This window comes from Gemmobacter nanjingensis (assembly GCF_014652195.1).
GTDB lineage: Bacteria > Pseudomonadota > Alphaproteobacteria > Rhodobacterales > Rhodobacteraceae > Gemmobacter > Gemmobacter caeni.
Map to the genome: position 1 here is coordinate 26,367 of NZ_BMYI01000013.1, position 26,966 is coordinate 53,332.

The 26,966-nt window shown below is 65.8% G+C and carries 23 protein-coding genes; 5 read left to right on the forward strand and 18 right to left on the reverse strand.

Translation table 11 applies throughout. The features are described from left to right. Nucleotides 1–21: 21 nt before the first annotated feature. From IE126_RS17900 to IE126_RS17915, 4 genes are all read right to left on the reverse strand, one after another. A complete protein-coding gene (locus IE126_RS17900; RefSeq protein WP_108129300.1) occupies nucleotides 22–1,296 on the reverse strand; it encodes a TRAP transporter large permease in 1,275 nt (424 codons plus the stop codon). Beyond that, entirely contained in the window at nucleotides 1,293–1,793 is a 501-nt protein-coding gene (locus IE126_RS17905) for a TRAP transporter small permease (RefSeq protein WP_108129299.1), read from the reverse strand. Before IE126_RS17905 ends, IE126_RS17900 begins: the two co-directional genes overlap by 4 nt. An 87-nt stretch (nucleotides 1,794–1,880) precedes the next feature. Beyond that, on the reverse strand, nucleotides 1,881–2,855 hold the full coding sequence (locus IE126_RS17910) for a TRAP transporter substrate-binding protein (protein WP_189381784.1): 975 nt from the start codon (nucleotides 2,853–2,855) through the stop codon (nucleotides 1,881–1,883). 68 nt (nucleotides 2,856–2,923) lie between these two features. Beyond that, a complete protein-coding gene (locus IE126_RS17915; protein ID WP_108129297.1) occupies nucleotides 2,924–3,751 on the reverse strand; it encodes a phosphogluconate dehydrogenase C-terminal domain-containing protein in 828 nt (275 codons plus the stop codon). A 121-nt stretch (nucleotides 3,752–3,872) separates the two neighbouring features. Between IE126_RS17915 and IE126_RS17920 the strand changes: the two genes are divergently transcribed. Then, on the forward strand, nucleotides 3,873–5,252 hold the full coding sequence (locus IE126_RS17920) for a four-carbon acid sugar kinase family protein (RefSeq protein ID WP_108129296.1): 1,380 nt from the start codon (nucleotides 3,873–3,875) through the stop codon (nucleotides 5,250–5,252). Nucleotides 5,253–5,265: 13 nt separating this feature from the next. Beyond that, the gene (locus IE126_RS17925; protein ID WP_158640702.1) at nucleotides 5,266–6,438 is read left to right on the forward strand and encodes an MFS transporter; all 1,173 of its coding nucleotides are present in this window, start codon (nucleotides 5,266–5,268) and stop codon (nucleotides 6,436–6,438) included. A gap of 3 nt (nucleotides 6,439–6,441) precedes the next feature. On the opposite strand, the gene oiaX is transcribed toward IE126_RS17925, so the two are convergent. Further along, nucleotides 6,442–7,722, reverse strand: coding sequence for a 3-oxo-isoapionate-4-phosphate decarboxylase OiaX (gene oiaX / locus IE126_RS17930; RefSeq protein WP_189381785.1), 1,281 nt, complete (start codon nucleotides 7,720–7,722; stop codon nucleotides 6,442–6,444). 226 nt (nucleotides 7,723–7,948) lie between these two features. Here oiaX and nanR point away from each other — a divergent pair, with 226 nt between their 5' ends. Then, nucleotides 7,949–8,692, forward strand: a complete 744-nt coding sequence (gene nanR / locus IE126_RS17935; protein WP_108129293.1) for a transcriptional regulator NanR — start codon at nucleotides 7,949–7,951, stop codon at nucleotides 8,690–8,692. 48 nt (nucleotides 8,693–8,740) lie between these two features. Here the strand turns inward: nanR and putA are convergent, their stop codons facing one another. Beyond that, entirely contained in the window at nucleotides 8,741–12,169 is a 3,429-nt protein-coding gene (gene putA / locus IE126_RS17940) for a bifunctional proline dehydrogenase/L-glutamate gamma-semialdehyde dehydrogenase PutA (RefSeq protein WP_189381837.1), read from the reverse strand. A 148-nt stretch (nucleotides 12,170–12,317) separates the two neighbouring features. Here putA and IE126_RS17945 point away from each other — a divergent pair, with 148 nt between their 5' ends. Beyond that, complete coding sequence (locus IE126_RS17945) at nucleotides 12,318–12,764, forward strand: Lrp/AsnC family transcriptional regulator (protein WP_407646060.1); 447 nt, start codon at nucleotides 12,318–12,320, stop codon at nucleotides 12,762–12,764. Here the strand turns inward: IE126_RS17945 and IE126_RS17950 are convergent. Genes IE126_RS17950 through IE126_RS17965 form a run of 4 tightly spaced genes read right to left on the reverse strand, consistent with a single transcriptional unit; the run spans nucleotide 12,761 to nucleotide 16,684 of the window. Next, the gene (locus IE126_RS17950) at nucleotides 12,761–13,006 is read right to left on the reverse strand and encodes a DUF2484 family protein (protein ID WP_108129292.1); all 246 of its coding nucleotides are present in this window, start codon (nucleotides 13,004–13,006) and stop codon (nucleotides 12,761–12,763) included. The two genes, IE126_RS17945 and IE126_RS17950, sit on opposite strands and share 4 nt — an antisense overlap. Then, nucleotides 13,003–14,415 (reverse strand): UDP-N-acetylmuramate--L-alanine ligase, encoded by a 1,413-nt coding sequence (gene murC / locus IE126_RS17955; RefSeq protein ID WP_054302221.1) that lies wholly within the window; start codon nucleotides 14,413–14,415, stop codon nucleotides 13,003–13,005. Before murC ends, IE126_RS17950 begins: the two co-directional genes overlap by 4 nt. Before the next feature lie 3 nt (nucleotides 14,416–14,418). After that, nucleotides 14,419–15,516, reverse strand: a complete 1,098-nt coding sequence (locus IE126_RS17960) for a UDP-N-acetylglucosamine--N-acetylmuramyl-(pentapeptide) pyrophosphoryl-undecaprenol N-acetylglucosamine transferase (protein ID WP_108129291.1) — start codon at nucleotides 15,514–15,516, stop codon at nucleotides 14,419–14,421. A gap of 1 nt (nucleotide 15,517) precedes the next feature. After that, nucleotides 15,518–16,684 (reverse strand): peptidoglycan glycosyltransferase FtsW, encoded by a 1,167-nt coding sequence (locus tag IE126_RS17965; protein ID WP_054302222.1) that lies wholly within the window; start codon nucleotides 16,682–16,684, stop codon nucleotides 15,518–15,520. Between the two features lie 235 nt (nucleotides 16,685–16,919). Between IE126_RS17965 and murD the strand changes: the two genes are divergently transcribed. Continuing rightward, nucleotides 16,920–18,326 carry a UDP-N-acetylmuramoyl-L-alanine--D-glutamate ligase gene (gene murD, locus IE126_RS17970; protein WP_108129409.1) on the forward strand — a complete coding sequence of 469 codons (1,407 nt, stop codon included), beginning with the start codon at nucleotides 16,920–16,922 and terminating at the stop codon, nucleotides 18,324–18,326. 137 nt (nucleotides 18,327–18,463) lie between these two features. Here murD and IE126_RS17975 read toward each other — a convergent pair whose 3' ends face one another. From IE126_RS17975 to mraZ, 8 genes are read right to left on the reverse strand one after another with little or no spacing between them, the layout of a single operon-like run. Continuing rightward, entirely contained in the window at nucleotides 18,464–19,141 is a 678-nt protein-coding gene (locus tag IE126_RS17975) for a DUF2161 family putative PD-(D/E)XK-type phosphodiesterase (RefSeq protein ID WP_189381787.1), read from the reverse strand. A gap of 4 nt (nucleotides 19,142–19,145) precedes the next feature. Then, complete coding sequence (gene mraY, locus IE126_RS17980) at nucleotides 19,146–20,228, reverse strand: phospho-N-acetylmuramoyl-pentapeptide-transferase (RefSeq protein WP_054302225.1); 1,083 nt, start codon at nucleotides 20,226–20,228, stop codon at nucleotides 19,146–19,148. Next, the gene (locus tag IE126_RS17985) at nucleotides 20,228–21,670 is read right to left on the reverse strand and encodes a UDP-N-acetylmuramoyl-tripeptide--D-alanyl-D-alanine ligase (RefSeq protein ID WP_189381788.1); all 1,443 of its coding nucleotides are present in this window, start codon (nucleotides 21,668–21,670) and stop codon (nucleotides 20,228–20,230) included. Before IE126_RS17985 ends, mraY begins: the two co-directional genes overlap by 1 nt. Then, nucleotides 21,670–23,151 (reverse strand): UDP-N-acetylmuramoyl-L-alanyl-D-glutamate--2,6-diaminopimelate ligase, encoded by a 1,482-nt coding sequence (locus tag IE126_RS17990; protein ID WP_189381789.1) that lies wholly within the window; start codon nucleotides 23,149–23,151, stop codon nucleotides 21,670–21,672. The genes IE126_RS17985 and IE126_RS17990 overlap by 1 nt, the downstream gene beginning before the upstream one ends. Before the next feature lie 15 nt (nucleotides 23,152–23,166). Next, entirely contained in the window at nucleotides 23,167–24,957 is a 1,791-nt protein-coding gene (locus IE126_RS17995) for a peptidoglycan D,D-transpeptidase FtsI family protein (RefSeq protein ID WP_054302228.1), read from the reverse strand. Next, nucleotides 24,954–25,307 (reverse strand): cell division protein FtsL, encoded by a 354-nt coding sequence (ftsL, locus tag IE126_RS18000; protein ID WP_108129287.1) that lies wholly within the window; start codon nucleotides 25,305–25,307, stop codon nucleotides 24,954–24,956. Before ftsL ends, IE126_RS17995 begins: the two co-directional genes overlap by 4 nt. Then, on the reverse strand, nucleotides 25,307–26,287 hold the full coding sequence (gene rsmH / locus IE126_RS18005; RefSeq protein ID WP_108129286.1) for a 16S rRNA (cytosine(1402)-N(4))-methyltransferase RsmH: 981 nt from the start codon (nucleotides 26,285–26,287) through the stop codon (nucleotides 25,307–25,309). Before rsmH ends, ftsL begins: the two co-directional genes overlap by 1 nt. Nucleotides 26,288–26,290: 3 nt before the next feature. Continuing rightward, on the reverse strand, nucleotides 26,291–26,818 hold the full coding sequence (gene mraZ, locus IE126_RS18010) for a division/cell wall cluster transcriptional repressor MraZ (protein WP_054302231.1): 528 nt from the start codon (nucleotides 26,816–26,818) through the stop codon (nucleotides 26,291–26,293). Nucleotides 26,819–26,966 lie beyond the last annotated feature (148 nt).

Sequence of the window (26,966 nt, forward strand, 5' to 3'; positions counted from 1 at the left end):
GTTACCTTGCTACAGGCGCGCTCATATCGCCCAATTGGCAAACCCGATAGACAGCAGAGGCACATAGGTAATCACCATCAGCGCCGCGATCACCACAAGGATCGGCCACAGAAGGCTGCCGAACATGCGCTGCACCGGGATTTTCGCCACCTGCGCGGCGGCGAACAGGTTGACCCCCAGCGGCGGCGTGAACATGCCAAGGGCGAGGTTCACCACGATGACGATACCGAAATGCACCGGATCGATACCGAAGCTCAGCGCGACCGGCGTCAGGATCGGGGCCAGAACTAGAATGGCCGCCGAGGTTTCGATGAACATGCCGACCACGAACAACAGCAGGTTGATGCCCAGCAGGAAGGTGATGTCCGACGAGAACGTGCCCTGCGCCCAGTCACCCACTGCAGCGGGAAGGCCCGAGCGGCTGATCAGGAAGCTGAACAGCGAGGCAGCGGCGATGATGAACATGACCGCCCCCGAGGATCGGGCCGCATCGCGGAACAGGGCAGGCAGTTCGGCCAGCCCGATCTCACGATAGACGAACATCGACAGGACCAGCGCATAGATCACCGAAACCGCGGCGGCCTCGGTCGGGGTGAAGACACCGCCGTAGATGCCGCCGATAATGATGACCGGCATCATCAGGGCCCCGAAGGCGCGGCGCGTGGCCTGCCCCAACGGCGCGCGGCTGTCGCCATCCTCGCGGCCATACCCCTTGAGACGGCACCAGACCTGGACCATGATCACCAGCCCCGCCGCCACCAGAAGGCCCGGCAGCAGACCGGCGAGGAACAGCCGCGTCACCGAGGTTTCGGTCGAAACCGCATAAAGGATCAGCGGTACCGAAGGCGGGATGATCACCCCGAGCTCCGCTGAGGATGCTTGGATGGAGGCAGCCATCGGCACCGGATAGTGATGTCGCACCATTGCCGGGATCAGGATGGAGCCGACCGCGAAGGTCGTCGCCACCGACGAGCCGGAAATCGCGGCGAAAATCATGCAGGTCAGCACGCAGGAGCTCGCCAGCCCGCCCTGCACGCCGCCGACCAGCGCCTTGACGAAATCGACCAGCCGGGCCGAGATGCCACCATGCGTCATGATCACGCCTGCAAGAATGAAAAACGGCACCGCCATCAGCGGAAAGCTGTCCAGTCCGGTGAACATCTTCTGCGGCACCACAAGAAGTGGCATGTTCGAGAAGAAGTGGATCGAGAAGATCGAGGCAAGACCGATCGACACCGCGACGGGCACCGAAAGGGCGAAGAACAGGATCAGGAACGCGGCAAGACCAAGGTTCATTCGTGGATCTCCTCGTCATGCAGGGAGCCGCGCTCGGCATCGCGGTGCCGCAGCAGGACACCTGGAATGGCGCAAAGGGCGCCGAACGGGATGGCCGCGTAAAAGACCGCCATCGACACATCCAGCATCGCGACCCGCTGGCTCTGCGCCCGTCCGGCCATGAGGATGCCATACCAAACCAGAACACCCAGAAAGATCAGCGTCAGCAGCGTGACCAGCCGGACGACCCAAAGCTGGATCGGTGCGGGCAGCAGCGAACGGATGAAATCAATCGGAATCATGGTCCCGGCCCGGAATGCCGCCCCCGCGACAAGGAAGGTCGACCAGATGATCGCGCCGCGCGCCACCAGTTCGGACCAGACGGCGGCATCGCCCAGGACGAAGCGGGTAACGACCTGAACAAAGACAAGAAGTGTGGCAATCGCCAGCAGCAGGGCTGCGGCATTATGGGTCAGGCGCACGGCAGCCTCGCCCGCAGACGTCAAAGCTTTCAACATTCCTCCTCCCGAGAATGCGCGGCGGCCTGCGCCGCCCTCCCCCCGAACCGTGCGCCGGCGCATCACGGGAATGCGCCGGCCATCGGTTTACTTTTGCGCGTCGCGAATGCGCTGGATCAGCTCGGGCGAATATTTCGGCGCATATTCGTCATAGACCGGCTGCACCGCAGCGGCAAACGCCGCCTTGTCGATGTCGGTCACGACCTCCATGCCATTGGCGATCATCTTCTCGACACCGGCGGTCTCGTTCTTCGCCACGGTCGCGCGCGAGGCTTCGGCCGCAGCCTTCGCGGCCTCTTTCATCCAGCCCTGCTCTTCGGGCGACAGCTCGTCCCAGGTGATCTTGGAAATCACCACGGCCGCCGGGGAATAGACATGCCCGGTCAGCGAGGCATATTTCTGGATTTCCCACATGTTATTCGCAGTGATGATCGGCACCGGGTTTTCCTGCCCGTCGATGGTGCCCTGTTGCAGGGAGGTCAGAACCTCGGTCCAGCTCATCGGGGTCGGCGCGGCACCCAGCGCCTTGAAGGCAGCGATATGCACCTCGTTTTCCATCGTGCGCAGCTTGATGCCCTTCAGATCATCCGGGGTGCGGATCGGATGCTTGGAATCGGTGATGTGGCGAAAGCCGTTTTCGGCCCAGGCCAGTCCCACCAGACCTGCGGGTTCGAAATCGGCAAGGATTTCCTGCCCGATCTCGCCGTCCAGCACGGCATGGGCCGAAGCGTAGTCCTTGAACAGGAACGGGAAATCCAGCGCATAGACCTGCGGCACGAAATTCCCGATCGGCCCCGTGGACGAGATGGTCAGCTCGACCGTGCCGATTTGCAGGCCTTCGATCACGTCTCGCTCGCCGCCCAGCGCGCCTGCCGGTTTCAGCGCGATTTCAATATCGCCGCCCGAAAGCTCCTCGATCTTCGCCTTGAACGCCTTGCCCGCGTCGCCGTAATGGCTTTCCAGCGGCGGGGTGAAAGCGAGATTGAAGGTCTTGGCGGTTGCCGGCAGCGCAAAGGCCGAGGCACCGGCCAGCAGCACGGCAAGCGTCGTCAGTCGGGTCATGGTGGTTCCTCCCTGGAATGACCGTTGATTGCGGCGGGGCGCCCCTCGCGCCCCTGCCCGGAATGGGTTCAGGTGATGCGCTTCACGCTGGCCAGAATTTCCTCCGGCTCGAACACGCGCTTCCAGTCATCTTTCATCAGCACCGGAATACCGAATTCGATGGCCTTGTTGCAGGCGTCCGAGAACACGCCCTGCACCTCGTCGAAGATCACCGCGCCGAGGATGTTCATATGGCCCAGCAGGAAGTCGCGGGCACACTCCTGCGAGACGCCGGTCTTGACCACCTCGTCCATCGCCTGACGCATTACAACCAGCAGCGAGGCACAGACGGTTTCCGAAAGGCCCGGCTCCAGATAGGCCATCTGTTCGACCGTGCAGCGATGGGTGCGGTTGACCGGCGCATAGATGGCGCGCGCGATGGAATCGCCCAGCGCATAATGTTCTTCCGGCCCCTGCATCAGCGCATTGACCACGCCCTGCGGCGCGGCGATGCCACCGAAATGGTCATGCAGTTCAGCATCGGTCTTGCCGTAGTTGAAAATGACCGGATGGCAGGGGTGGGTCACGAAATAGGTGATGTCGGCGCGTTCCGGCAGATCGCCCGCGAAGGGCGCCGCCGCGTCCAGCACCACGACCATGGTGCCGGGGTCAAGCTGCGGCACCAGATCCTTCGCCACCTTGCCGATCACCGTATCCGGCACCGCCAGGATCACCACATCGGCGCCTTTGATCGCCACCTCCGGCGCCACCGCCTCGGCCCCGATCTCAGAGCGCAGGCGGTCTTTGCCGATGTCCGAAACCTCGACGCTGCGCACCTCGAAATCGGTCCTGGCCAGATTGCGGCCCAGACGGATGCCCATTTTTCCGCCCGCCCCGAACAAGGCAACTGTCGTCATGATGTTCCTCCCGCTGCGCCAAGCGCATCTTGCATAACTGGTATGATGAGATAATAATATGACGATTAAGTCAATAGCCGCTGTCGCCAGCCGGCACACCCCGCGGCAAGGGAGGAAACCGATGTCGGAAGACGTGCTGGACACCGCGCAACAGGCACCCTGGCTGACCTGGTATGGCGACGATTTCACCGGCTCGGCTGCGGTGATGGAGGTGCTGGCCTTCGCGGGCGTACCTGCCGTGCTGTTTTCCGACATCCCGTCAGAAGCGCTACTACGCCGCTTTCCGCATGCGCGCGCCATCGGCATCGCCTCGACCTCGCGAACGGAAAGCCCGGAATGGATGCAGGAAAACCTGCCCGCGCCGTTGGGCTGGCTTCATCGTCTGGGTGCGCCGATCCTGCATTACAAGGCCTGCTCCACCTTCGATTCTTCGCCCGAGACCGGCTCGATCGGGGCGGCGATCGGGGTCGGGCTGTCGGTGCGCCCGGCGGCAGCCGTGCCCATGCTGACCGCCGCGCCACAGATGCGCCGGTATCAGGCGTTCGGCCACCTGTTCGCGGGCACGCTGGACGGGGTGTTCCGGCTGGACCGGCACCCGGTAATGGCACGACATCCGGTCACCCCGATGGCCGAAGCCGATCTGCTGCGCCATCTGGCGGCGCAGACCGATCTGCCTGCGGCGCTGATCGACCTCGAGATGCTGGCCGATGACCCGCAGACCGCGCTGGAGCGCGCGCTCGCCACCGGCGCACGGGTTCTGTCCATCGACGCGATGGCCCCTGATTCGGAGGCCGCCGCCGGGCGACTGATCTGGGAGAACCGCGACCGGCTGGGGTTTGCCGTCGGCAGTCAGGGTATCGAGTATGCGCTGGTCCGGCACTGGATTGCCAGCGGCCTCATCACCAGCCCCGCCCCGGTGCCGGGGCTGGCAAAGGTTTCCGCCATCGCGGCGGTTTCCGGTTCTGTTTCCCCCACCACAGCGCGGCAACTGGATCACGCAGCGGCGCAAGGTTTTGAACTGCTGTCCTTCCCCGCCGCCTGCGTCTGTGGACCGGAGGCAGAGGCAGAGGCGCAGATTGCCCGCGTGATCGCCGAAGGCTGTGCCGCTGCCGCACGCGGGGCCAGCCCGCTGGTTCATTCGGCGCGCGGCCCTGACGACCCGGCGGTCACGGATTTCCGCGCAGCTCTTTCCGGCGTGTCCCTGTCAATGACCGAAGCCAATGCCCGCATCGGCGATGCGCTTGGCCGCATCCTTGATGGCATCCTGCGCGGATCGGGCCTGCGCCGGGCGGTGATCTCGGGCGGCGACACCTCGGGCTTCGGGATGCGTCGGCTGGGGTTGCAGGCGCTGGAGGCCCGCGCGCCCACCATTCCGGGGGCGGCGATCTGCCAGGGCTATGGCACATCCCAGCATGACGGGCTGGAAATCGCGCTGAAGGGCGGGCAGATGGGGGCAGAAGATTTCTTCGGCTGGGTCCGCGATGGTGGCGGGCCGCGATAAGAGGGCCAAAATCATGCAAGCGACGCCCCCGGGCCAGAAGCTGCAGGCCCTGCTGGGCGGTGGCGCCTTCATCCTGCTGCTGGCGGGAACCAATACCCCCACGCCCCTGCTGCCGGTCTACCGCGAGGTTCTGGGCTTCTCGCCCCTGACCATGACACTGACCTATATCTCTTATGTCGGGGCGCTGGTCGCGGTGCTGTTCGTGGCGGCGAGCCCCGCCATCGCAAGCCGCGCGCCCCTGATGCTGGTGCTGTCACTCGGTCTGGCCTGCGCGGCAGATCTGTTGCTGGGCACCGGACAGGCGCCGGGTATTCTGGCCGGGCGCGCGCTTCAGGGACTGTCAGGCGGGCTTGGCACCGGCGCGGCGGCAGCGGTTGTGGTTGCAGCCATCGGCGCAGGCGGACGGGCACTGTCGGCCACCGGCAATCTGGCCGGGGCGATCCTTGGCACCTCGGCTTCGGAACTGGTGCTGCAACTGACGGGCACGCGCGCCATCACGCTCAGCTTTCACATCCACGCCCTTGCCTGCATCGCGCTGAGCCTGCCGCTGGCCCTGCTGCTGATGCGGCGGCGTGCGCTGAACCGGCAGAGCATCCATACCGGCACGGCAAACCTCGACCCGGTTTCCCCGATCCTGCGCGTGAACTGGCGCCCGCTGCTGACCGGCTGTCTCACTTGGTCCGCGCTGAGTTCGGCCATCGTGTTCCTGCCCAGCTATTTCGCGGATCATGGCATGCCGTTGGTGCAGGCGCTTGGGATTCCGCTGCTGCTGCTGGCCAGCCTGATCGTGCAGCTTGCAAGCCCCCGCATGGCGCAGCTTTGGCCGCAGCTCTCGGGCCTGCTGTCGATTGCGCTTGGTCTGGCCGCTATCCTGATCGCAGCGGCAACCGGGCAGGATCTGCCCGGCCTCGCAGGCTTTGTGCTGATTGGTGCAGGCGCAGGCGGGGCCTACCGGCTGTCGCTGATCCTGCTGACCCAAGGCACCGGCGCCGCCACACAGGGCCGCCTTGCCTCGCTTTACGCTGCAATCACCTACGGTGTGACCGCGTCGGTCGTGCTGCTGGCGGGGGCAGTGGCCCAGCGGGCCGGTCTGGTGCCGGTGACGACCCTTCTGCTGGCCGTCACCCTGCTGGGCTGCCTGGCCGCCCTGCCCCTTGCACCGCGTCTTGGCAGGTCGGGGCCCTGAACCTCAGCGCGCAAACCTCGCCAGCGAAGCCGCAAGTTCGGGGCGGGTCCCGGCGTAGTCGGCCAGCGCGATCCCTGCCTCTGCCGCCTCCCACGCCTGACGGATCGCCGTGACCCCGGCACGAGCCCCCATCGGGTGCCCATGGATGCCGCCGCCCCCCAGATACATCAGATCCAGCCGACCGCCGGTCCGGCGGAAGGTCTCGGGCGCCTGCCCGCCCCATTGGCCGGAACAGACCACTGGCAACGCACAATCGGCCTCGGAAAAGATCGGCGTCAGGCAATCGCCAAAGCTGCGCACGAAACTGTCGTCAGGTTCCCAGTATTTCGCGGCGATACCGTTGACCTGAAACTGATCCACCCCCAACAGGCGCCAAATCTTCTGATAGGCGCGAAATTCCATCCCCAGCGCGGGATGCCGGGTCAGGATGTCCCAGCCGTTGCGATGCGCATGCAGGCAAAGGGCCGAGCGTTTGCGCAGGAAACTCATGCCGCCATAACCGACCGAGTTGATATTGACCACCGCCGCCGCGCCGCCCGCCGCATGAACCAGATCGTGATTGCGCATCATCACATCCGGGTCGGCCGAGGAAATGCCAAAGGCATAAAGCACGCGCTTGCCGGTCTTCTGCTGATGATCCTCGATCACCGGCATGATGGCAGCCACACGGTCGGCCAGCGGCGAATAGCCGGGCGACATCAGCTTTTCATCATCCTTGATGAAATCGACCCCGGCCTCACAGAGTTCCCGCACCACCTGTGCGGTGTCAGCAGGCGTCAGGCCCAGCGACGGCTTGATGATCGAGGCGATCATCGGCCCTTGCGCCACATCCATCAGCCGGCGCGATCCGGCAATGCCGAACTGCGGCCCCGGATGGCATGCCCATGCAGACGGCAGGTCGAAATCCATCACCCGGACGCCGGAAAGCCCGCGCGCCGAATAGACACCGCCGACGGTAATCGTCATCAGCGCGGCGATATCGGTGCCCACGGCCTCCAGCGGGAAGGCGATGGTGACATCGCCACGCAGGTAATGGGTTCCGGGCGGGTCTTCGGGGCGCGGGAAGCCGGGCTGATCGGTGCTTTCCAGCGGCTGCACCGCGACCACGCGGGCAGCGCAACGCGCACGCACTTCCTCGGTCTCGCCCGGAAGTTCGGTAAAAGTGCCGGTCGATTGGTCGGAGGCGATCTTTTCCGCCATCTTCTCAAGGCTCGCCCCCGGCAGGGCCGGAATTTCCAGCCGATAGGTGACGCGAATGGTGCTGTCGTCGCGCTTTCCGGTCATGCCGTCCTCCTTCTCTACCCTTATGGTATACTCATTATACCACATGACAGCAATGACTTTCTATCCGGCCACATCCGCCAGACGAAAGCACAGCGGACTGTAATTTCTGCGAATTTCCAGTACCTTGCTCACGCAGCGCACGGCTACCGCTCTGGTTGCGAGCGGGGCGGATATTGCATATGATCACCTCATCATACAATTTCACCCCGCAGAAACGAGACACCCCATGCCCCCGACCAGCGATACCCCCCGGACGGCCGCCCCTGCCGGGGAGGACAAGATTGTCCGGCGCAAGCTGTCGGACGAGGTGTTTGACCGGCTGCGCGCCATGATCACCTCGGGCGATCTGCGGCCCGGCGACCCCATGCCGTCAGAGCGCGATCTGATGCAGCGCTTCGGCGTTGGCCGCCCCGCGGTGCGCGAGGCGCTGCAATCCATGCAGACCATGGGGCTGATCACCATTTCCCACGGCGGCCGCAGCCGGGTGAACGCCCTGTCGCCTGACAGCGTTCTGGACCGGGTGGACGAGGTGGCGCAGATCCTGCTGTCTTCTGCCCCCGATCAGCTGGAAAACCTCAAGGAGGCGCGTCGCATGTTCGAAATGGGCATGGTGCGGTTAGCTGCCTTGCGGGCGACCGAACAGGATTTGTTCGATCTTCGCCGTATCCTGGATGACCAGCGTGGCCATCTGGATGACCCGCGCCAGTTCATCGAAGCCGATCTGCGCTTTCACGCCCGCATTGCGGAAACCACGCGCAACCCGATCATGGCTGCCGTCTCGGCGTCGATGCTGCGCTGGCTGCTGCGCTATTACACCGCGCTGCTGCACTGGTCAGGAAACGAGCACAAGACCCTGGCGGAGCATGAAGAGATCCTGACCCTCATCGGCCAGAAAGACCCGGAGGGTGCGGTAAATGCCATGCGCCGCCATCTGGACAGGTCGAGCGAAATGTATCGCTACGAAAGCTGACCGGACGCCGCAGGGGCGCCCGGATCAGGGTATCAGCACGATTTCGGGTCAGGCCCCGGAAACCTCGGCCAACAGTTGTGCATTACCGCCCGAAGCCGTGGTGTCGATGCAGACATGGCGCTCCAGCGCCACATGCGCGGCATCGGGCAGGCCACCGATCAGCGGCAGGATCGGCCCCTTGCGGGCGGCCAGCGCCTCGGCACAGGCGCGCGCGCCCTCGCCCCAGCACAGCACGCCCGAGAATCCGTCAAGCCGGGTCAGGGCCTGCGGGTCAAGCCCCGCCGCCTCGACCGCGGCGCCGCCAAGACGACGCACCGCCTCGGCCTGCGCCAGCGCGGCGGCTGCTCCGGGGCCCATGCACAGCAGCGGTGCACGACGATGCGCCGACAGCCGGTTGCTCTCGCCGGTCGGGCCCGGCAGGTCATGCACCTGCATCACCTCGTCCAGACCCGGCACGGCTTTCAGCGCGCGGCTCACCTCGGCCTCAGTCGCAGTTCCGGCGGCGCCGGGATCAACCTCAGGCGCGGGTTGTGCGGTGAAGCGCGCCAGATAGTCCGGGCCACCCGCCTTCGGCCCGGTGCCCGAAAGCCCCTCGCCCCCGAAGGGCTGGCTGCCAACCACGGCGCCGATCTGGTTGCGGTTGACGTAGATGTTGCCGACATGCAGCCGGTCGACCACGCGCTGCACCCGGTCGTCGATCCGGGTATGCAGGCCGAAGGTCAGGCCATAGCCCGTGGCATTCACCGCGCCGATCACCTTGTCCAGATCAGCGGCGCGGAATGTGGCGACATGCAGGATCGGGCCAAAAATCTCGCGCTCCATCTGTTCGATGCCGGAGACGCGGATCACCGCCGGGGCGATGAAGGTGCCGGCGTTCGGCACGGTCATTTCCTTCAGCACCCGCCCCCCGGCACGGGCCGTATCGACATAGGCCGCGATAGCGTCACGCGCCTCGGCGTCGATCACCGGGCCAACATCGGTCGCCAGATGCCAGGGATTGCCCGGACGCAGTTCATCCATCGCGCCGAACAGCATTTCCAGCAGATTTTCGGCCACGTCCTCCTGCACATAAAGGCAACGCAAGGCCGAACAGCGTTGCCCGGCGGACTGGAAGGAGGACGCGAGGATGTCGCGCACCGCCTGTTCCGGCAGAGCGGTGGAATCGACGACCATTGCATTCAGCCCGCCGGTCTCGGCAATCAGCGGCGCGGCGGGGTCCAGATTGGCGGCCATGGCGCGGCGGATGATCAGCGCGGTTTCGGTCGAGCCGGTGAAGGCCACGCCATTGACGCGCGGGTCCGAGGTCAGCATTGCCCCCACCCGACCGTCGCCCGGGAGCAGTTGCAGCGCGGTTTGCGGCACCCCCGCCTTGTGCAGCAGATCCACCGCCAGTGTGGCAATCAGCGGCGTCTGCTCCGCCGGTTTCGCCAGCACCGCATTCCCGGCCACCAGTGCGGCGGCGATCTGGCCGGTGAAGATGGCCAGCGGGAAGTTCCACGGGCTGATGCAGGTGAAGACACCACGCGGCGCGGCCGTCAGCGCCTGCCCCTGATCGGCGTAATAACGCAGGAAATCCACCGCCTCGCGCAATTCGGCCACGGCGTCGGGCAGGCTCTTGCCCGCCTCGCGCGCCAGAAGGGCGAAGATGGCGCCAAATTCGGCCTCATACAGATCGGCGGCGCGACGCAGCACCTCGGCCCGTTCCGGTGCGGCGGCATCCCAGACCCGCGCGCCGGCCAGCGCCATTTCAGCATCCGGCTGCGCGGCGGGGATCAGATTGCCGACATGTTCGCCCGTCGCCGGGTTCACCACATCCAGCCGCTGCCCGCCCGCCACTGGCCCGGCGATGCGCGGACGGGCGTCGAAGATCGCGGTCAGATGCGGCGCACGCGCCGCCTCGATCGCCGCCAGATGCGCGGTATCGGTCAGATCCCAGCCTTTGGAGTTCTGCCGCGCGCCAAACAGACGCGGGCCGGTGGTGATGGCCGGATTGGCAACCGGATCAACCGTTTCCATGAAGCTCAGCGGACAGGCCGCCACGGTTTCGGGCGTCACGTCCTCGTTCACGATCTGGTTCACAAAGGACGAATTGGCGCCGTTTTCCAGCAGGCGCCGCACCAGATAGGCCAGCAGATCACGATGCGCGCCCACTGGTGCATAGATGCGGCAGCGGGTGCCCCGGTCGGTCAGCACCAGATCGTGCAGCCGCTCGCCCATGCCATGCAGGCGCTGGAACTCGAAGGCACGCGGATCGGTCGCCATGTCGAGGATCGCCGCCACCGTATGCGCGTTATGGGTAGCGAATTGCGGATAGATCCGGTCTGTCATGCCCAGAAGCTTGCGGGCGTTGGAGATATAGCTGACATCGGTCGCCTGCTTGCGCGTGAACACCGGGAAGCTGTCAAGGCCCATGACCTGCGCGCGCTTCACCTCGGCATCCCAATAGGCGCCTTTCACCAGCCGCACCATGATGCGGCGGTCAAGCTTCGTCGCCAGCGCATAAAGCCAGTCGATCACCGCACCGGCGCGACGCCCGTAGGCCTGCACCACCACGCCGAACCCGTCCCAGCCGCGCAAGGCCGGATCTTTCAGAACTTCCTCGATCACTTGCAGCGAAAGGGCAAGCCGGTCAGCCTCTTCCGCGTCGATGTTGAAGCCAAGGCCCGCCGATTTCGCCAGCCCCGCCAGCGCCCGGACACGCGGCACCAGTTCTTCCATCACCCGCTCGCGCTTGGCCACCTCGTAACGCGGATGCAGTGCCGACAGCTTGACCGAGATGCCGGGGTTGCTACGGATATCGCCGGTCGTCGCGGCGGCGGCGATGGCGGTGATCGCCTTGGAATAAGACAGGTGGTAACGGCGGGCATCGGCCTCGGTGCGCGCGGCCTCGCCCAGCATGTCATAGCTGTAGGTATAGCCCCTGGCCTCCAGTTCGCGCGCACGCTTCATCGCGCCTTCGATGGTTTCGCCCAGCACGAACTGGCGGCCCATTTCCTTCATCGCGCGGCCCACGGCAGTTCGGATCACCGGCTCGCCCAACCGTTTCATAGCAGCGCGCAGATGGCCCACGACGCCCGGCTCACGGTCGTCCAGAACCTTGCCCGTCAGCATCAGCGCCCAGGTCGAGGCATTGACGAGGCTCGATGCCGAATGGCCCAGATGGCGGCCCCAGTCCGACGGCGCGATCTTGTCCTCGATCAGCGCATCCATCGTTTCGGCATCCGGCACGCGCAGCAGCGCCTCGGCCAGACACATCAGCGCGATGCCCTCGTCGGTGGACAGGCCATATTCGGCCAGAAACACCTCCATCAGCCCCGGCTTCACGCTGGCGCGGATGCGGCGCACCAGATCGGCCCCGGCGGCGGTGATGCGCGCACGATCCTCGGGCGCCAGCCCCGCCTCGGCAATCAGGCTGCGCAGAAGCGCCGCCTCGTCGCGCAGGCTTTGAGTGTCGATGATGCTCCAGCTGTCGGCCATGTCGCGCGGCATAGTGGGAAACCTCGTGGAAATCCGCTGTCAGTTCCCGAAAGAATACAGTGGAACGTGCAGGTGATTTTCCCGATGATGGACCTTCAGGCAGGCATATCGCCCGAAGATGAAAGGTTTTTTGATGTCAAATGCGCAGATGGAGCTGGATTCATACGACAAGGCGATTCTGCGGGTTCTGGCGGCGGAGGGGCGGATCACCGCGACCGAGCTTGCCCGCCGCATCGGCCTGTCGAAAAGCCCGACGCAGACGCGGCTGAAACGACTGGAGGAAGGCGGCGTCATCGCGGGCTACCGCGCCATGCTGGACCCGATCGCCATGGGCCTTGCCCATGTCGCCTTTGTCGAAGTGCGGCTGTCGGATACACGCGAAATGGCACTGCAAGCCTTCAACAAGGCGGTGCGGCTGATCCCCGAGGTGGAGCAGTGCCACATGATCGCGTCGCGTTTCGATTATCTGCTGAAGGTGCGGACGGCGGATATTCAGGATTACCGCCGCGTTCTGGCCGAACGCATCAGCGCCCTGCCCCATGTCGCGGCGACCTCGACCTATGTGGCGATGGAGGCGGTGAAGGAGCTGGTCTAAGGCGTGGCGCGCCCAGCGATGCGCCGCGCCACATGGATCAGCGGCCAGCGCAGGATCGAGGCGCCGCCGATCAGGCAACCAAGGCCCCAGTAGGCGCCGTTTTCCCAGGTGACCCACCCCAGCAGGGGAATGCCGCTGGCCGCCAGCATCAGCGCGGCAGGCCAGTGGAACCGGCGCGGCCCCATGGCCACGGCCGAGGCCAGCACCACCCAGATACAGGCAAGGGCCAGCGAAACGCTCATGCCGCGCGCTCCGCCAGACGGGTCGGCAGCGCATTCGCCCAGGCCGAAATGGTGCCCGCACCGAGGCAGACCACCATGTCACCCGGCCGCGCCTGTTCGCGCACCAGCCGCGCCAGATCGGATTCGTCGATCAGCGCACGGGCGTGGCGGTGGCCATGGGCGATCAGGCCGGAGACCAGATCGTCGCGGCTGGCGCCGGGGATGGGCTCTTCCCCCGCGGCATAGACCTCGGCAATCGCCACCACATCGGCTTCGTTGAAACAGGTGCAGAAATCATCGAACAGCGAGGACAGGCGCGAGAAACGGTGCGGCTGATGCACGGCGATGACCCGGCCCTTCGTCGCCTGACGCGCGGCACGCAGCACGGCGGCAATCTCGACCGGGTGGTGGCCGTAATCGTCGATGATGGTCACGCCATTCACCTCGCCCACGCGGGTGAAGCGGCGGTTGACGCCCGCGAAATTGGCCAGCGCCTCGCGGATCTCGTCCTTCTTCATCCCCAGATGGCGGGCCACGGCGACAGCGGAAAGCGCGTTCGAGACGTTGTGATCGCCCGGCATGGGCAGGGTGCAGCCTTCGATTTTCGAACCTTCGCCTTCATTCTGAAGCAGGATATCGAAGAAGGCTTTGCCGTTATCGAACTTCAGGTTCACCGCGCGCACATCCGCCTGCGCGTTGAAGCCAAAAGTCACCACCCGGCGGTCAGTGACACGGCCCACCAGCGCCTGCACCTCGGGGTGATCGGTACAGCAGACCGCCAGGCCATAGAAGGGGATGTTCGACACGAAGTCGAGGAAGCCCTTGCGCAGCGCGTCGAAGCTGCCCCAATGTTCCATATGCTCAGGGTCGATATTGGTGACGATGGCAATGGTCGCAGGCAGGCGGTTGAAGCTGCCATCGCTTTCATCGGCCTCGACCACCATCCATTCCCCGGCGCCCGCGCGGGCGTTGGAGCCATAGGCATGGATCACGCCGCCATTGATGACGGTCGGGTCAAAGCCGCCCTTGTCCAGCAGTGTTGCCACCATGGTCGTGGTCGTGGTCTTGCCATGCGTGCCTGCCACGGCAATGTTCGACCGCATCCGCATCAGCTCGGCCAGCATCTCGGCCCGGCGAACCACCGGCAGCTTGCGGCGGCGGGCTTCTTCCAGCTCGGGATTCCCGGGCTTGATGGCGGAAGAGATCACCACCACCCCGACCTCATCGCCGATGTTCTCGGCCCGCTGACCTTCGAAGAAACGCGCGCCAAGGCCGACCAGCCGGTCGGTGATTTTCGAGGCCTTCGCATCCGATCCCTGCACGCGGTAGCCCAGCGTCATCAGCACCTCGGCAATACCCGACATGCCGATGCCGCCGATGCCGATAAAGTGGATGGGCCCCAGTTCAAGGGGCAGTTTGGTCGCGTTCATGGGTCACTCTTTCCGGGCAAGGCGCAGAACCAGGTCGACCAGCCGTTCGGTGGCGTCGGGTCGGCCCTGCGCAAGGGCATTGGCGGCCATACGCCCGGCCGCCTGCGGCTGCGTCAGCACGGCGGCCATTTGCGCGGTCAGGGTGGCGGGGTCAAGGGCGGATTCAGGGATAAGTATAGCTGCCTCGGCGGAAACCAGCCCCCGCGCATTGGCGGTCTGGTGGTCTGCGGTGGCCGCGGCAAAAGGGATCAGGATGGAGGGCCGCCCGATCACCGAGATATCGGCGATGGATGAAGCACCCGAGCGCGATACCACCAATTGCGCCTCGGACAGCCGGCGCGGAATGTCGGTGAAGAAGGGTTCGACCTCGGCCATGATCCCGGCCGCTTCATAGGTTGCGGCCACCCGCTCCATATCCTCGGCCCGGGCCTGATGGGCGACCCGCAGATTGCGCAGCACCGATTCCGGCAGGGCCGCAATGGCGGCGGGCACCACATCCGACAGGATGCGCGCGCCCTGGCTGCCGCCAATGGCCACAAGGCTCATCGGATAGTCCCCGGGCGGAATATAGGGAGCACCGGCGCGATCCAGCACCGACTGCCGCACCGGATTGCCCGTATGAATGCCCTCCACCCCGTCGGGCAGGGCTGTGGGCCAGGTGCCGCAGGCGACAAGGTTCACCCGCCGGGCAAAGACCTGATTGACGCGGCCCAGCACGCCATTCTGTTCGTGGATCATCCGCGGCAACCGCAGCAGCGTGGCCGCCGCCAGCGCCGGTATCGACGGATAGCCACCGAAGCCCACTACGACCTCAGGCCGGTCGCGCAGCAGCGCCAGCACCGCCGCGCCGATCCCCCCCGCGATGCGGAAGGGCACCAGTGCCTTCGCCGCCAACCCGCCACGCGCGAAGGTGGCCGAGGCCACCTGCTCCACCACCACCTCGGCCGGGAAGCCGCCAGCATAGCGGGCGCCGCGCGCATCGGTCGAAAGCTTCACCCGCCAGCCCCGCGCGATCATCGCTTCGGCCAGGGCCTGCGCGGGGAACATATGCCCCCCGGTGCCCCCGGCCGCGATCAGCAGAAGTGGCGCCTGCCCTGCCATATCAGCGCCCCCGACGGAACAGCAGATCGTGCAGCTCGTTCTGCGGGCGGGTCCGGGTCAGCGCCAGCAACATGCCGACAGTGATGCCCGCCGCGATGACGGATGATCCCCCGTAGCTGACGAACGGCAGCGTCATGCCCTTGGCGGGCAGCAGGCGCACCGCCACGCCCATGTTGATCATCGCCTGCACGCCGAAGATGCAGGCCAAACCGGCGCCGGCCAGCCGCACGAAGGGATCACGCTCTTTCATCAGGCGGAACATCGACCGCACGACGACCGTGCCATAAAGCGCAAGGATGCACAGCACCAGCAGCAGGCCATATTCCTCGGCCGCGACAGCGATGATGAAATCGGTATGGGCATCCGGCAGCGTCCATTTCACCTGACCGCCACCGACCCCCACGCCGAAGAAGCCGCCTTCCTGAATGGCGTTGGTCGCGTAGCCCAACTGCGAGCGCGGGTCGATGTCAGCGGCAAGAAAGCCGTCGATCCGGCGGGCGAAGTGCTCGGATGCGCCATAAGCGACCACCCCGCCGCCTGCGATGAGCGCGATGACGACCGAGATCAGCAGAAACGGCGCCCCGGCCACGAAATAGACCACACCCCAGCCGAACAGCACCAGCATGGATTGACCGAAGTCGGGCTGGGTCGCCAGAAAGCCCACGACCAGCAGGGTAATGGCGAAGGAAATGCTCTTGCCCGGCGGGCCGTTCAGTTCCTGACTGGCAGCCATCAGCCAGGCGGTGACGATGATGAACCCCGGCTTCAGAAACTCAGAGGGCTGGAACGAAGCGAAGCCCAGCGAGAACCAGCGCACGGCGCCTTTGCCAAAATCGGTGCCGAAGACCGGCAGCAGCGCCAGCGCCACGAAGGACAGCGCAAAACCGATGATCCCCAGCCGCCGTACCATCTCGGGCGGCAGCATCGAGGTGCCCAGCATGGCCACCAGCGCCAGCGCGCCAAAGAACGCCTGCCGCTGCACATAATGGAACGGGTCCAGCCCGTTACGCGTCGCCAGGGGGACAGAGGCAGCCAGCCCCAGCAGGATGCCGATGCCGAACAGGATCAGCACCGCCGCCAATGTCCATTTGTCGAGCGTTCGCCACCAACGGGGGAGAACCGGCTCGGTGACCCGTACGGGCATCGAACCATAGACCATCTCAGTCATGGGAACCGCCTGATTTGCCTGCTTGCCTAAAGCTGCCGGTTTGCCCGGCTTGAGGATCAGCCTAACGGGATTCCGCCCGCAAGGCCAGTGGAATTGCATGCAAGATGGGGCTGTCCCGGCATCACGCTGCCGTGCGCGGGACGCCGGAAAAGACGCACCCGCCTGGCCATTCCAGTGCTTGCAGGCGCCGCCCCCCTCGCCCATTCTGCGCGCCGAAATGACGGCGGGGTGCGGGATGATTCCGGTTCAGGGTTATGCGGGTCGCAAGGTGGCGGTTCTGGGGCTGGGGCGATCCGGCCTTGCCACCGCGCGCGCGCTGAAGGCAGGCGGGGCCGAGCCCGTGCTGTGGGACGACAGCCCAGAAGCGCGCGCCAAGGCCGAGGCCGAGGCCGAGGGCTTTGCATGCACCGATCTGATGAAACAGGGCGCCTTTGATGGCGTGGCCTGCCTGATCACGTCGCCCGGCATCCCGCATCTTTACCCGCAGCCGAACAAAGTGATCGCCCGCGCGCTCGACCTTGGCGTGCCGGTCGACAATGACATCGGCCTGTTCTTCCAAAGCCTCGGTGCAGCCGACTGGGCGAAGTTCGATACTGCCCCGCGCGTCGTCTGCGTTACCGGATCGAACGGCAAATCCACCACCACGGCGCTGATCCACCATATCCTGCAAGTCGCCGGCCGGCCGACGCAGATGGCGGGCAATATCGGCCGCGGCGTGCTGGACATCGACCCGCCGCAGGATGGCGAGGTCATCGTTCTGGAACTGTCCAGCTACCAGACTGATCTTGCCCGCGCCTTGACGCCCGATGTGGCGGTGTTCACCAACCTCTCGCCCGATCATCTGGACCGTCACAACGGCATGGGCGGCTATTTCGCCGCCAAACGCCGGTTGTTCGCGGAAGGCGGCCCGGATCGCTGCATCGTGGGCGTGGATGAGACCGAGGGGCGTTTCCTTGCCAACCAGATGGCGCAGGGACCAGAGGATGACCGGGTGATCCGCGTCTCCTCCGGCACGAAGCTCGAAGGCTTTGGCTGGTCGGTCTTTGCCCGCAAGGGTTTCCTTGCCGAATGGCGGCGCGGCAAGCAGATGGCCTCCATCGACTTGCGCGAGATTTCGGGGCTGCCCGGTGCCCATAACCACCAGAATGCCTGCGCCGCCTATGCCGCCTGCCGTGCGCTGGGGCTCGCACCCAAGCTGATTGAACAGGCGCTGCAATCCTTCGGCGGCCTGCCGCATCGCAGCCAGCTGGTCGGCGAAAGGAATGGCGTCCGCTTCGTGAATGACAGCAAAGCCACCAATGTCGACAGTGCCGCAAAAGCGCTTCAGGCTTTTCCGAAGATCCGCTGGATCGCCGGAGGCATGGGCAAGGATGGCGGCATCGCGGCGCTGGAGCCCTTCCTCGGATCGGTGATGAAAGCCTATCTGATCGGCCATTCGGCCCGAGACTTCGCGCTACAGATCGGCAACACCCCGCATGAGATCTGCGAGACGATGGCCCGCGCCGTCGCCCGCGCGGCAGAAGAGGCCGAGCCGGGCGATGTGGTGCTGCTTGCCCCCGCTGCCGCCAGCTTTGACCAGTATCCGAACTTCGAAAAACGCGGCGAGGATTTCACCGCTCAGGTCCAGGCGCTGCTGTCGTAAGGGGGGCTCTGCCCCCGCGCCCTTGGCGCTCCCCCGGGATATTTGGACCAAGATGAATGGCAAGGGCGTTCATCTTGGCAATAAATATCCCGGGGTGAACGGGCCGCAGGCCCGGAGGGGCAGCGCCCCTGACCTTGCTAGAGATCCGCCAGCGCCCCGGCATGGTCCTCCAGCGCGGCGGCACCTTTCGGGGTCAGCCCATAGATCCCGCGCGCGGCGCGTTCGAACCAGCCATAGTGATCGGCCCGCAGCATCTCGCCCGCGCGGGCAACGCCGGTGGCGGTGGCGAGCGCTTTCGGCGCGGCGGGGCCGGTCGCCAGCGCGCGGGCAAGGCGCAGGGCATCCTGCCGATAGGCGGTCATCCGCGCCCCGCCCGGCGTGCCGCCGGTATTGGGGTCGCCTACCCGTCGGTCGAATTCGCGCAACAACCGACCGGCGCGTTGCTTCTGTGGCCGGGGACGGTAGGGGCCGGGGTCGAGATGGGCCTGCACCTTGCCGGTCTGCTCTACCGCCAGAAGACCAAGACCGAGGCGGCGGCAGAGGGCGAGGATGTCGCGGTAACGCGCGGGCCAGCCACGCGGACCGGGCGCGGGCACGGCGAGATAAACGGTGTCAAAAAGGCTCAGCCGTCGCACGCCTTGCAGCACCAGAGACATCGTGAAGCCGGCCTTCATCTCCACCACCACCGGCGCCTCCTCGCCCCGGCGGGCAAGGATATCGCAATGGCCAACTTCGGCCTTCACCTCATAGCCCTGCCCTTCCAGCCAGAGCTTCAGCGCCGGATACAGCTCGGCCTCGCGCTTGCGTGCCGCCACCGGATCAGCGCACCTTCAGCGTGGCCAGACCGATCAGCGCGAGGATCAGCGAGATGATCCAGAACCTGATCACGATCTGCGGCTCAGCCCAGCCCTTCTTTTCGAAATGGTGGTGAATCGGCGCCATCAGGAACACCCGTCGCCCGGTGCGTTTGAAGTAAAGCACCTGGATGATAACGCTCAGCGCCTCGACCACGAAGAGTCCGCCGACGATGGCCAGCACGATCTCGTGCTTGGTGCAGACAGCAATCGCGCCCAGGGCGCCACCCAGCGCGAGGCTGCCGGTATCGCCCATGAACACCGCCGCCGGCGGCGCATTGTACCACAGGAAACCCAACCCTCCGCCGATCAGCGCGGCGGCAAAGATCAGCAGCTCCCCGGTGCCCGGCACGAAGTGGACGCCCAGATATTCGGTAAAGTTGAAGTTGCCGACGACGTAGGAAATGACGCCGAGCGCACCACCCGCGATCATCACCGGCATGATGGCAAGGCCGTCCAGACCATCGGTCAGGTTCACCGCATTGGCGGCGCCGACAATCACGATCATGCCGAAGGGCACAAAGAACCAGCCAAGGTTCAGAAGCGCGTTCTTGAACAGCGGCAGCGCAAGCTGATTGGTCAGCGCCTCCGGGTGGAAGCGCGCGGCGGCATAAGCGGCCAGCGCGGCGATCAGCAGACCCAGCGCCATGCGCACGCGGCCCGAGACGCCCTTGGTGTTCTGCTTGGTAACCTTAGCATAATCGTCGGCAAAGCCGATCAGGCCAAAGCCCAGCGTCACCAGAAGCACGATCCAGACATAGGGGTTGTCAAGCCGCGCCCAGAGCAGGGTCGAAACCATCAGCGCCGACAGGATCAGCAAGCCCCCCATCGTCGGCGTGCCCGCCTTGGAGAAATGCGAGGCCGGGCCATCATCCCGGATCGGCTGGCCCTTGCCCTGCTTGCGTCGCAGCAGGTTGATCAGCGGACGGCCGAACAGGAAGCCGAAGATCAGCGCCGTGGCAAAGGCCGCGCCCGCGCGGAAGGTGATGTAGCGGAACAGGTTGAACAGGTCGCCCCCGTCCGAAAACTCGGTGAGAAGATACAGCATTACTCTGTTCCCTTGTCGTCTTGGGGGCGCGGCTGCCCCAGTTTGCGCAGCGCCTCGACCAGCAGGCTGACCTTGATGCCTTTGGAGCCTTTCACCAGCACGATGTCACCGGCATCAACCAGCGCGCGCAGGCGCGGCAGCAGTTCGGCTGCCGTTTCAACACATTCGCCGCGCAATGCCTGCGGCAGCACCGCATGCAGCGCCTTCATGCGCGGGCCGACGCAATGAACGGTGGTGAGGCTCGCCAGAGCCGGGTGGCTGGCGATTTCGGCATGCAGGGCCAGCTCGGTCGGACCAAGTTCCAGCATGTCGCCCAGAATGGCGATGCGGCGGCCCTGACGGATGCGGCCCACATTATCCTCGGGGCGCAGGATCGACAGCACATCAAGGCTGGCGGCCATCGAGGCCGGGTTGGCGTTGAAGGCATCGTCGATCAGGTCGAACCCTTCATCGGCGACCGGATCGGTGGTGATACGCTCGCGCTGGCCCCGGCCTGCCGGGGGCAACCAGCGGCCAAGGCCCTGCGCCGACAATGCGGGATCGGCGCCCAGCGCCTCGGCGGCAGCCAGAACGGCCAGCGCATTGACGGCAAAATGGCGCCCCGGCGATTGCACGCGGAACAGGCGCGGACCGGCGGGGGTGATGGCCTGCACGGCGCTGGCCTCCGCGCCCCAGTCGGCACGGTCAATCCGCCAGTCGGCAGCCGTTTCCGCGAAGGTGATGGCACGGGCGCCGGTTTCGGCAGCCCTGGACATGAGAATGTCCGACACGCTCAGGCCCGCAGGCAGGATCGCGATACCTCCGGGGCGCAACCCGTCAAGGATCGCGGCCTTTTCCTGCGCGATCCCGTCCAGCCCGTCGAAGGCAAACAGATGGGCCGGCGCGACGGTGGTGATCACAGCCACGTCCAGATCGGCCATCCGTGCCAGAGGCGCGATTTCGCCGGGGTGGTTCATCCCGATCTCGATAATGGCAAAATCTGTTTCTGCGGGCATCCGCGCCAGTGTCAGCGGCACGCCCCAGTGATTGTTGTAGCTGGCTTCGGCGGCATGCACACGCCCCTGCCCGGTCAGCGTGGCCCGCAGCATTTCCTTGGTGGAGGTCTTGCCGACCGAGCCGGTGATGCCCACAACCTTCGCCGCCGTCCGCGCGCGGGCGGCACGGCCCAGCGCCTCCAGCCCCTTCAGCACATCGGGGACCAGCAGCAGCGGCGCATCCGGCGCCACCCCTTCAGGGATGCGGCTGACCAGCGCGGCAGCCGCCCCCTGCGCCAAAGCCTGCGCCACGAAATCATGGCCGTCGCGCACGTCCTTCAGCGCCACGAACAGATCACCCGGCTGAAGGCTGCGGGTGTCGATGGAAACACCATTCCCCGCCCAGTCGCAGGGCGAGCTGCCCCCGGTGGCGGCAATGGCGTCAGCAGAGGTCCAGAGCGCAGCCATCAGATCATCCCGTCCAGCGCGGCGACGGCAATCGACGCCTGTTCGACATCATCGAAAGGATAGACGTCACCCTTGAAGACCTGGCCTGTCTCGTGCCCTTTCCCCGCGATCAGCAGGGCGTCACCCGGTTGAAGCGCATCGACGCCGCGCAGGATGGCTTCGGCGCGGTCACCGACCTCGTTCGCCTCCGGGCAGGCTTGCAGAATTGCTGCACGAATATCCGCCGGCTCCTCGCTTCTGGGGTTGTCGTCTGTCACAAACAGAACATCTGCCGCCTCGCGCGCCGCAGCGCCCATCAACGGGCGCTTGCCCCGGTCGCGGTCGCCGCCGGCACCGAAAACAACGATCAGCCGTCCCATGACATGCGGACGCAATGCCTTCAGCGCAGTCGCCAGCGCATCGGGCGTATGGGCGTAGTCGACGAAAACCGAAGCGCCATTGGCCCGCGTGGCCGCAAGCTGCATCCGCCCGCGCACGCCGGTCAGGTGCGGCAGCACGCGGAACACATCGCCCGGCGCCTCACCCGCACCGATCACCAGACCGGCGGCCAGCGCCACATTCTCGGCCTGGAAACCGCCGATGAGGTTCAGGCGGATCTGATGCGGCTGGCCCTGCCAGAGATAGCGCACATCCTGCCCGGTCGCATCGAACCGCTGCCCGGCGATGCACAGATCGCATCCGGCATCATGCCCCACAGTCAGGAGCCGCTGGCCCTTGGCCTCCGCAATGGCCGCCATATCGGCGCCGCGTGCGTCATTCATGTTGATCACCGCCGTCGCATCGGGCGGCAGCACCCGGTCGAACAACCCGGCCTTGGCGGCGAAATAGGCGTCGAACGTGCCGTGATAATCCAGATGGTCCTGCGTGAAATTGGTAAAGCCCCCGGCCTTCAGCCGCACGCCATCCATGCGGAACTGGTCAAGCCCGTGGCTCGATGCTTCCATCGCGGCATGGGTCACACCGGCTTCCGCCGCCGCAGCCAGCATGGAATGCAGCGTAATCGGGTCCGGCGTGGTATGGGCAGAGGGCGCGGCCCAGGCGCCTTCAACCCCGGTGGTGCCGATGTTGATGGCGGCATGGCCCAGGGCCATCCAGATCTGCCGGGTGAAGGTCGCGACCGAGGTTTTGCCGTTGGTGCCGGTCACCGCCACCATGGTTTCCGGCTGCGCGCCGAACCACAGCGCCGCCGCCAGTGCCAGCGCCTGACGCGGATCGGCCACCACCACCAGCGCCACTTTCGCCCCGGCCAGCGCAGGCGCCGCGATCCGCGCGCCCTCGGCATCGGTCAGCACAGCCGCCGCCCCCATGCGCAACGCGTATTCCACAAACTCCGCCCCGTGCATCCGGCTGCCCGGCAGGGCCGCGAACAGAAAGCCGGGCTTCACCGCCCGGCTGTCCACCGCAAGCCCGGTCACCCGCGCCTCCTGCCCGCCCTTGGCGGTCAAGCCCAGTTCCGCCAGTGTCGCCCTGCGCTCTGTCATGGGACAGCCCCCGTCTCAGTTATGGACGACGGCTGTTAGCGCATTCGCCGGGGGGAGTTCAATCTTCGGCCTGATGCCCAGAAGCGGCGCGACGCGACGCACCACCTCGGCCGCCACCGGCACGGCGGTATAACCGGCGGTGCGGCGCGGCTCGGAGCCGGAGGTATCCACCGGCTCGTCCAGCGTCACGATCAGCACATAGCGCGGATTGTCCGCCGGGAACATGCTGGCAAAGGTGTTGATCACCTTGTCCTTGTAATAGCCGCCGGTGGGCTTCGGCTTGTCGGCCGTGCCGGTCTTGCCGGCAATCGCATAGCCCTCCAGCTTGGCATAAGAGGCGGTGCCGTGTTCGACCACGCCTGCCAGCATGTCGACCGCCTGCCGCGCCACCCGTTCCGACATCACGCGCGTGCCTTCCGGCACGGTCTTGCGCCGCAGCAGCGTCGGCGGCACCGCGACCCCGCCATTGGCAATGGCGGAATAGGCGGCGGCAAGATGCATCGGGCTGGCGGACAGGCCATGCCCGTAGGAGACCGTGATTGTCACGATATCGGACCAGTTCTTCTGCACCAGCGGACGCGAGCTTTTCGCCTCGACCATCTCGATCGGGGTCGGCTCGAAGAAGCCCAGCGTCTTGAGGAACGCCTGCTGTTTCAGCCCCCCCACCATCAGCGCCACATGCGCCGTGCCGACGTTCGACGATTTGGCGATGACATCGGCCACCGAGAGATAAGGCCCATAGTTGTGGTTACGGAATTCCTTGATACGGAACTTGCCCCACACCATCGGCGCATTGGCGTCGACCAGCGTGTCGGGCTTCACCAGACCAAGCTCAAGCGCCTGAGCCACCGCGAAAATCTTGAAGGTAGAGCCAAGCTCGTAGACGCCCTGCACCGCCCGGTTGAACAGGGGGCTGTCGCCCGGATCGCCCTTCACCAGCGGATTCGGACGGTCGTTCGGGTCGAAATCGGGCAGCGAGACGAGGCTGAGGATTTCGCCCGTGCGCACATCCATCAGCACGGCGGCAGCACCCTTTGCGTTCATCATCTTCATGCCGGTGTCCAGAACCTCAGTCACCGCCGATTGCAGCGTGAGATCCAGCGACAGTTGCAACGGCTCTGCCGTCTGCGCCGGATCGCGCAGCCGGTCGTCGAGGAATTTCTCCAGCCCCGCCGTCCCGATCACCTCGGCGCTGTTCACCCCCTCGGTGCCGAAGGATGCGCCGCCCAGCACATGCGCGGCCAACCGCCCGTTGGGATAAAGCCGCATCTCGCGCGGGCCGAACAGCAGGCCCGGATCGCCGATCTCGTGCACTTTCTGCATCTGTTCGGGGCTGAGCTTTTTCTTGATCCACAGGAAGCTGCGACCATCGGTCAGGCGGCGGTGCAGGTCTTCTTCCTTCAGATCGGGGAAGATGACCGCCAGTTCGCGCGCCACGCGTTCCGGGTCCACCATGTCCTTGGGCTGAGCATAAAGCGCATGCGTTACCAGATTGGTCGCCATCACCCGGCCATTGCGGTCGGTAATATCCGCCCGCTGCGCCAGAATCGCGGCGCCGGGTGCGGCTGAACGTGGCTCCATCGGTTCGGACGCCGCCAGCAGGCCCATGCGGGCGCCGACCACCGTGAACGCCATGAAGAACGACAGGCCCAGAATCAGCAAACGCCCCTCGGAGCGCTTGCGCGATTTCTCACGCATGACCTCGTGCCGGGCGCGCAGGTTCTCGCGTTCGATACTGTCGGGGTTTTCCCCGGCGGCACGGGCGGAAAGGATGCGGGCCAGAGGGCGCAGCGGCGTGCGGGTCATGGGTTCTGCTCCTGTTCGCCGGAGATATCGACGGGCGCATTCACATCGGGCAGCGACACAACGGGCGCCGGATAGGCCACTTCACTGGCAAGGCCGAATTGCTCCGGCTCCATCGGCAGAAGGCGCAGCCGGTCGAAGTTGATGGTCGACAATTCGCGCAGCCGGTCGGGGCGGTTCAGATAGGCCCATTCGGCACGCTGGATTGACAGCGCTTCGCGCAGGTCCGCGATTTCCGAGTTCAGCCGCGATACATCCTTCAGTGCCTGTTGCGTTGCGTAGTTTTCCTTGTAGGCCCAGAAACCCAGCCCGATGACAGCCGCGAAGGTCAGCAGATAGACAAGGGCACGCATCAGCGGCGTCCTCCTTTGCGGGGCAGCAGCGGCACATCCATCGCCGCGGGGTCAAGCCGGTGCGCGGCCGCCGCGGTCCGGCGACCGACCCGCAGCCGGGCTGAGCGCGCGCGCGGATTTTCCGCCAGTTCCACATCATCCGGCCCCACCGCCTTGCGGGTCACCATGGCGAAGCTGGGTGTCAGGGTCTGCGCAGCAGGGGCATAGCGGTTGCCCTGCGATTCCGTGCTGCGGCTCTGGAAGAACCGTTTCACGATCCGGTCCTCAAGGCTGTGGAAGGTGACCACGGCCAGCAGCCCGCCGGGGCGCAGCGCGCGTTCCGCCGCCGCCAGCCCCTCGGCCAGCGAGTCGAACTCAGCATTCACCGCGATGCGGATGGCCTGAAAGCTGCGCGTCGCGGGATGGCTTTGTCCCGGTTTCGGGCGCGGCAGGCAGCGCGCGACGATTTCGGCCAGTTGCAGGGTGCGGGTGATCGGTTCGACCTTGCGCGCCTCGCTGATGGCGCGCGCGATGCGACGCGAGGCGCGTTCCTCGCCGTAATGATAAAGGATGTCGGCCAGCACTGCCTCATCCGCCTCGTTCACCAGATCGGCGGCAGAGAGGCCATCCTGGCTCATCCGCATGTCCAGCGGGCCATCCTTCTGGAAGGAAAAGCCGCGCTCGGCCTGATCAAGCTGCATGGAAGACACACCCAGATCCAGCACGATGCCGTCCAGATCCTGTGCATATTCATCCAGTTGCGAGAAATTTCCGGCCACGAGGCTCAGCCGGTCACCATAGTCACCGGCCCAGGCAGCGGCCATTTGCAGCGCCAGCGGGTCACGGTCGACCCCCGTCACATGATCGGCCCCGGCGGCCAGCAGACCGCGCGTGTAGCCCCCTGCCCCGAACGTGCCATCCAGCCAGCGGCCCGAAACCGGGGCGCAGGCATCCAGCAGCGGCCGCAGAAGCACCGGGATATGCGGTGCGCGCGTCTCCACCGGCTATTCCTCCGGCTCGTCGGACAGCAGCGCTAGCATGTCGGCGCCCTCAGGGATCAGATCGTCCAGATCGTCGTCTTCCTCGGCCGCGGCATTCAGCGCATCGTAGGAATCGCGGCGCCAGATCTGGAAGGTATCCAGCGTGCCCGCAAAGGTCGCCTCCGCGCCATCCTTCAGCATATCGGCATCCAGACCGATCTTGTCGCGCGCCTTGGGCGGCAGCACGATCCGGCCATCGTCGTCGATTTCAACCTGCTGCGAGAGGGTGATGAAGTTACGCTCCAGCGCGCGGCGGGGCTTGGAGCCGATCTGCATGCGCCGGATGCGGGCTTCAAGCCGCGCCATCTGCGCCATCGTGTAACCTTCGATGAATTCCGCGCCGGGGCGGCCATAGACCAGAACGAATTTCGGGCGGCTGCCATCGAAGGAAGGATCACCTGCTTCGAGGACACGCCGGAACGATGCAGGGATCGAGACCCGCGCCTTTCCGTCAACCTTCTGGTTGAACTCGCCTCTGAAGCTTTCCGACACGGTCTGCTGTCCCTGCCCGGTCCTGTTATTTTCGTTGCGCCGGAATCCCCTCTCCGGCATGATTCAAAGTCGAGACCCAGAAACGAAAGCGGCGGATCGGGCGGCTGCCACTGCCCGATCCGCCGTCTGTCCCATCGCTGGGTCGGCC

Coding starts and splice junctions, on each gene's coding strand:
- IE126_RS17990 (WP_189381789.1), bottom strand. CDS start 23,151: ATGACAGAGCGCAGGGCGACACTGGCGGAACTGGGCTTGACCGCCAAG.
- IE126_RS17920 (WP_108129296.1), top strand. CDS start 3,873: ATGTCGGAAGACGTGCTGGACACCGCGCAACAGGCACCCTGGCTGACC.
- IE126_RS17910 (WP_189381784.1), bottom strand. CDS start 2,855: ATGACCCGACTGACGACGCTTGCCGTGCTGCTGGCCGGTGCCTCGGCC.
- mraY (WP_054302225.1), bottom strand. CDS start 20,228: ATGCTGTATCTTCTCACCGAGTTTTCGGACGGGGGCGACCTGTTCAAC.
- IE126_RS17950 (WP_108129292.1), bottom strand. CDS start 13,006: ATGAGCGTTTCGCTGGCCCTTGCCTGTATCTGGGTGGTGCTGGCCTCG.
- putA (WP_189381837.1), bottom strand. CDS start 12,169: ATGGCCGACAGCTGGAGCATCATCGACACTCAAAGCCTGCGCGACGAG.
- murD (WP_108129409.1), top strand. CDS start 16,920: ATGATTCCGGTTCAGGGTTATGCGGGTCGCAAGGTGGCGGTTCTGGGG.
- IE126_RS17925 (WP_158640702.1), top strand. CDS start 5,266: ATGCAAGCGACGCCCCCGGGCCAGAAGCTGCAGGCCCTGCTGGGCGGT.
- IE126_RS17915 (WP_108129297.1), bottom strand. CDS start 3,751: ATGACGACAGTTGCCTTGTTCGGGGCGGGCGGAAAAATGGGCATCCGT.
- nanR (WP_108129293.1), top strand. CDS start 7,949: ATGCCCCCGACCAGCGATACCCCCCGGACGGCCGCCCCTGCCGGGGAG.
- IE126_RS17945 (WP_407646060.1), top strand. CDS start 12,318: ATGGAGCTGGATTCATACGACAAGGCGATTCTGCGGGTTCTGGCGGCG.
- IE126_RS17985 (WP_189381788.1), bottom strand. CDS start 21,670: ATGGCTGCGCTCTGGACCTCTGCTGACGCCATTGCCGCCACCGGGGGC.
- IE126_RS17965 (WP_054302222.1), bottom strand. CDS start 16,684: ATGACTGAGATGGTCTATGGTTCGATGCCCGTACGGGTCACCGAGCCG.
- murC (WP_054302221.1), bottom strand. CDS start 14,415: ATGAACGCGACCAAACTGCCCCTTGAACTGGGGCCCATCCACTTTATC.
- IE126_RS17995 (WP_054302228.1), bottom strand. CDS start 24,957: ATGACCCGCACGCCGCTGCGCCCTCTGGCCCGCATCCTTTCCGCCCGT.
- oiaX (WP_189381785.1), bottom strand. CDS start 7,722: ATGACCGGAAAGCGCGACGACAGCACCATTCGCGTCACCTATCGGCTG.
- IE126_RS17960 (WP_108129291.1), bottom strand. CDS start 15,516: ATGGCAGGGCAGGCGCCACTTCTGCTGATCGCGGCCGGGGGCACCGGG.
- IE126_RS17905 (WP_108129299.1), bottom strand. CDS start 1,793: ATGTTGAAAGCTTTGACGTCTGCGGGCGAGGCTGCCGTGCGCCTGACC.
- IE126_RS17900 (WP_108129300.1), bottom strand. CDS start 1,296: ATGAACCTTGGTCTTGCCGCGTTCCTGATCCTGTTCTTCGCCCTTTCG.
- ftsL (WP_108129287.1), bottom strand. CDS start 25,307: ATGCGTGCCCTTGTCTATCTGCTGACCTTCGCGGCTGTCATCGGGCTG.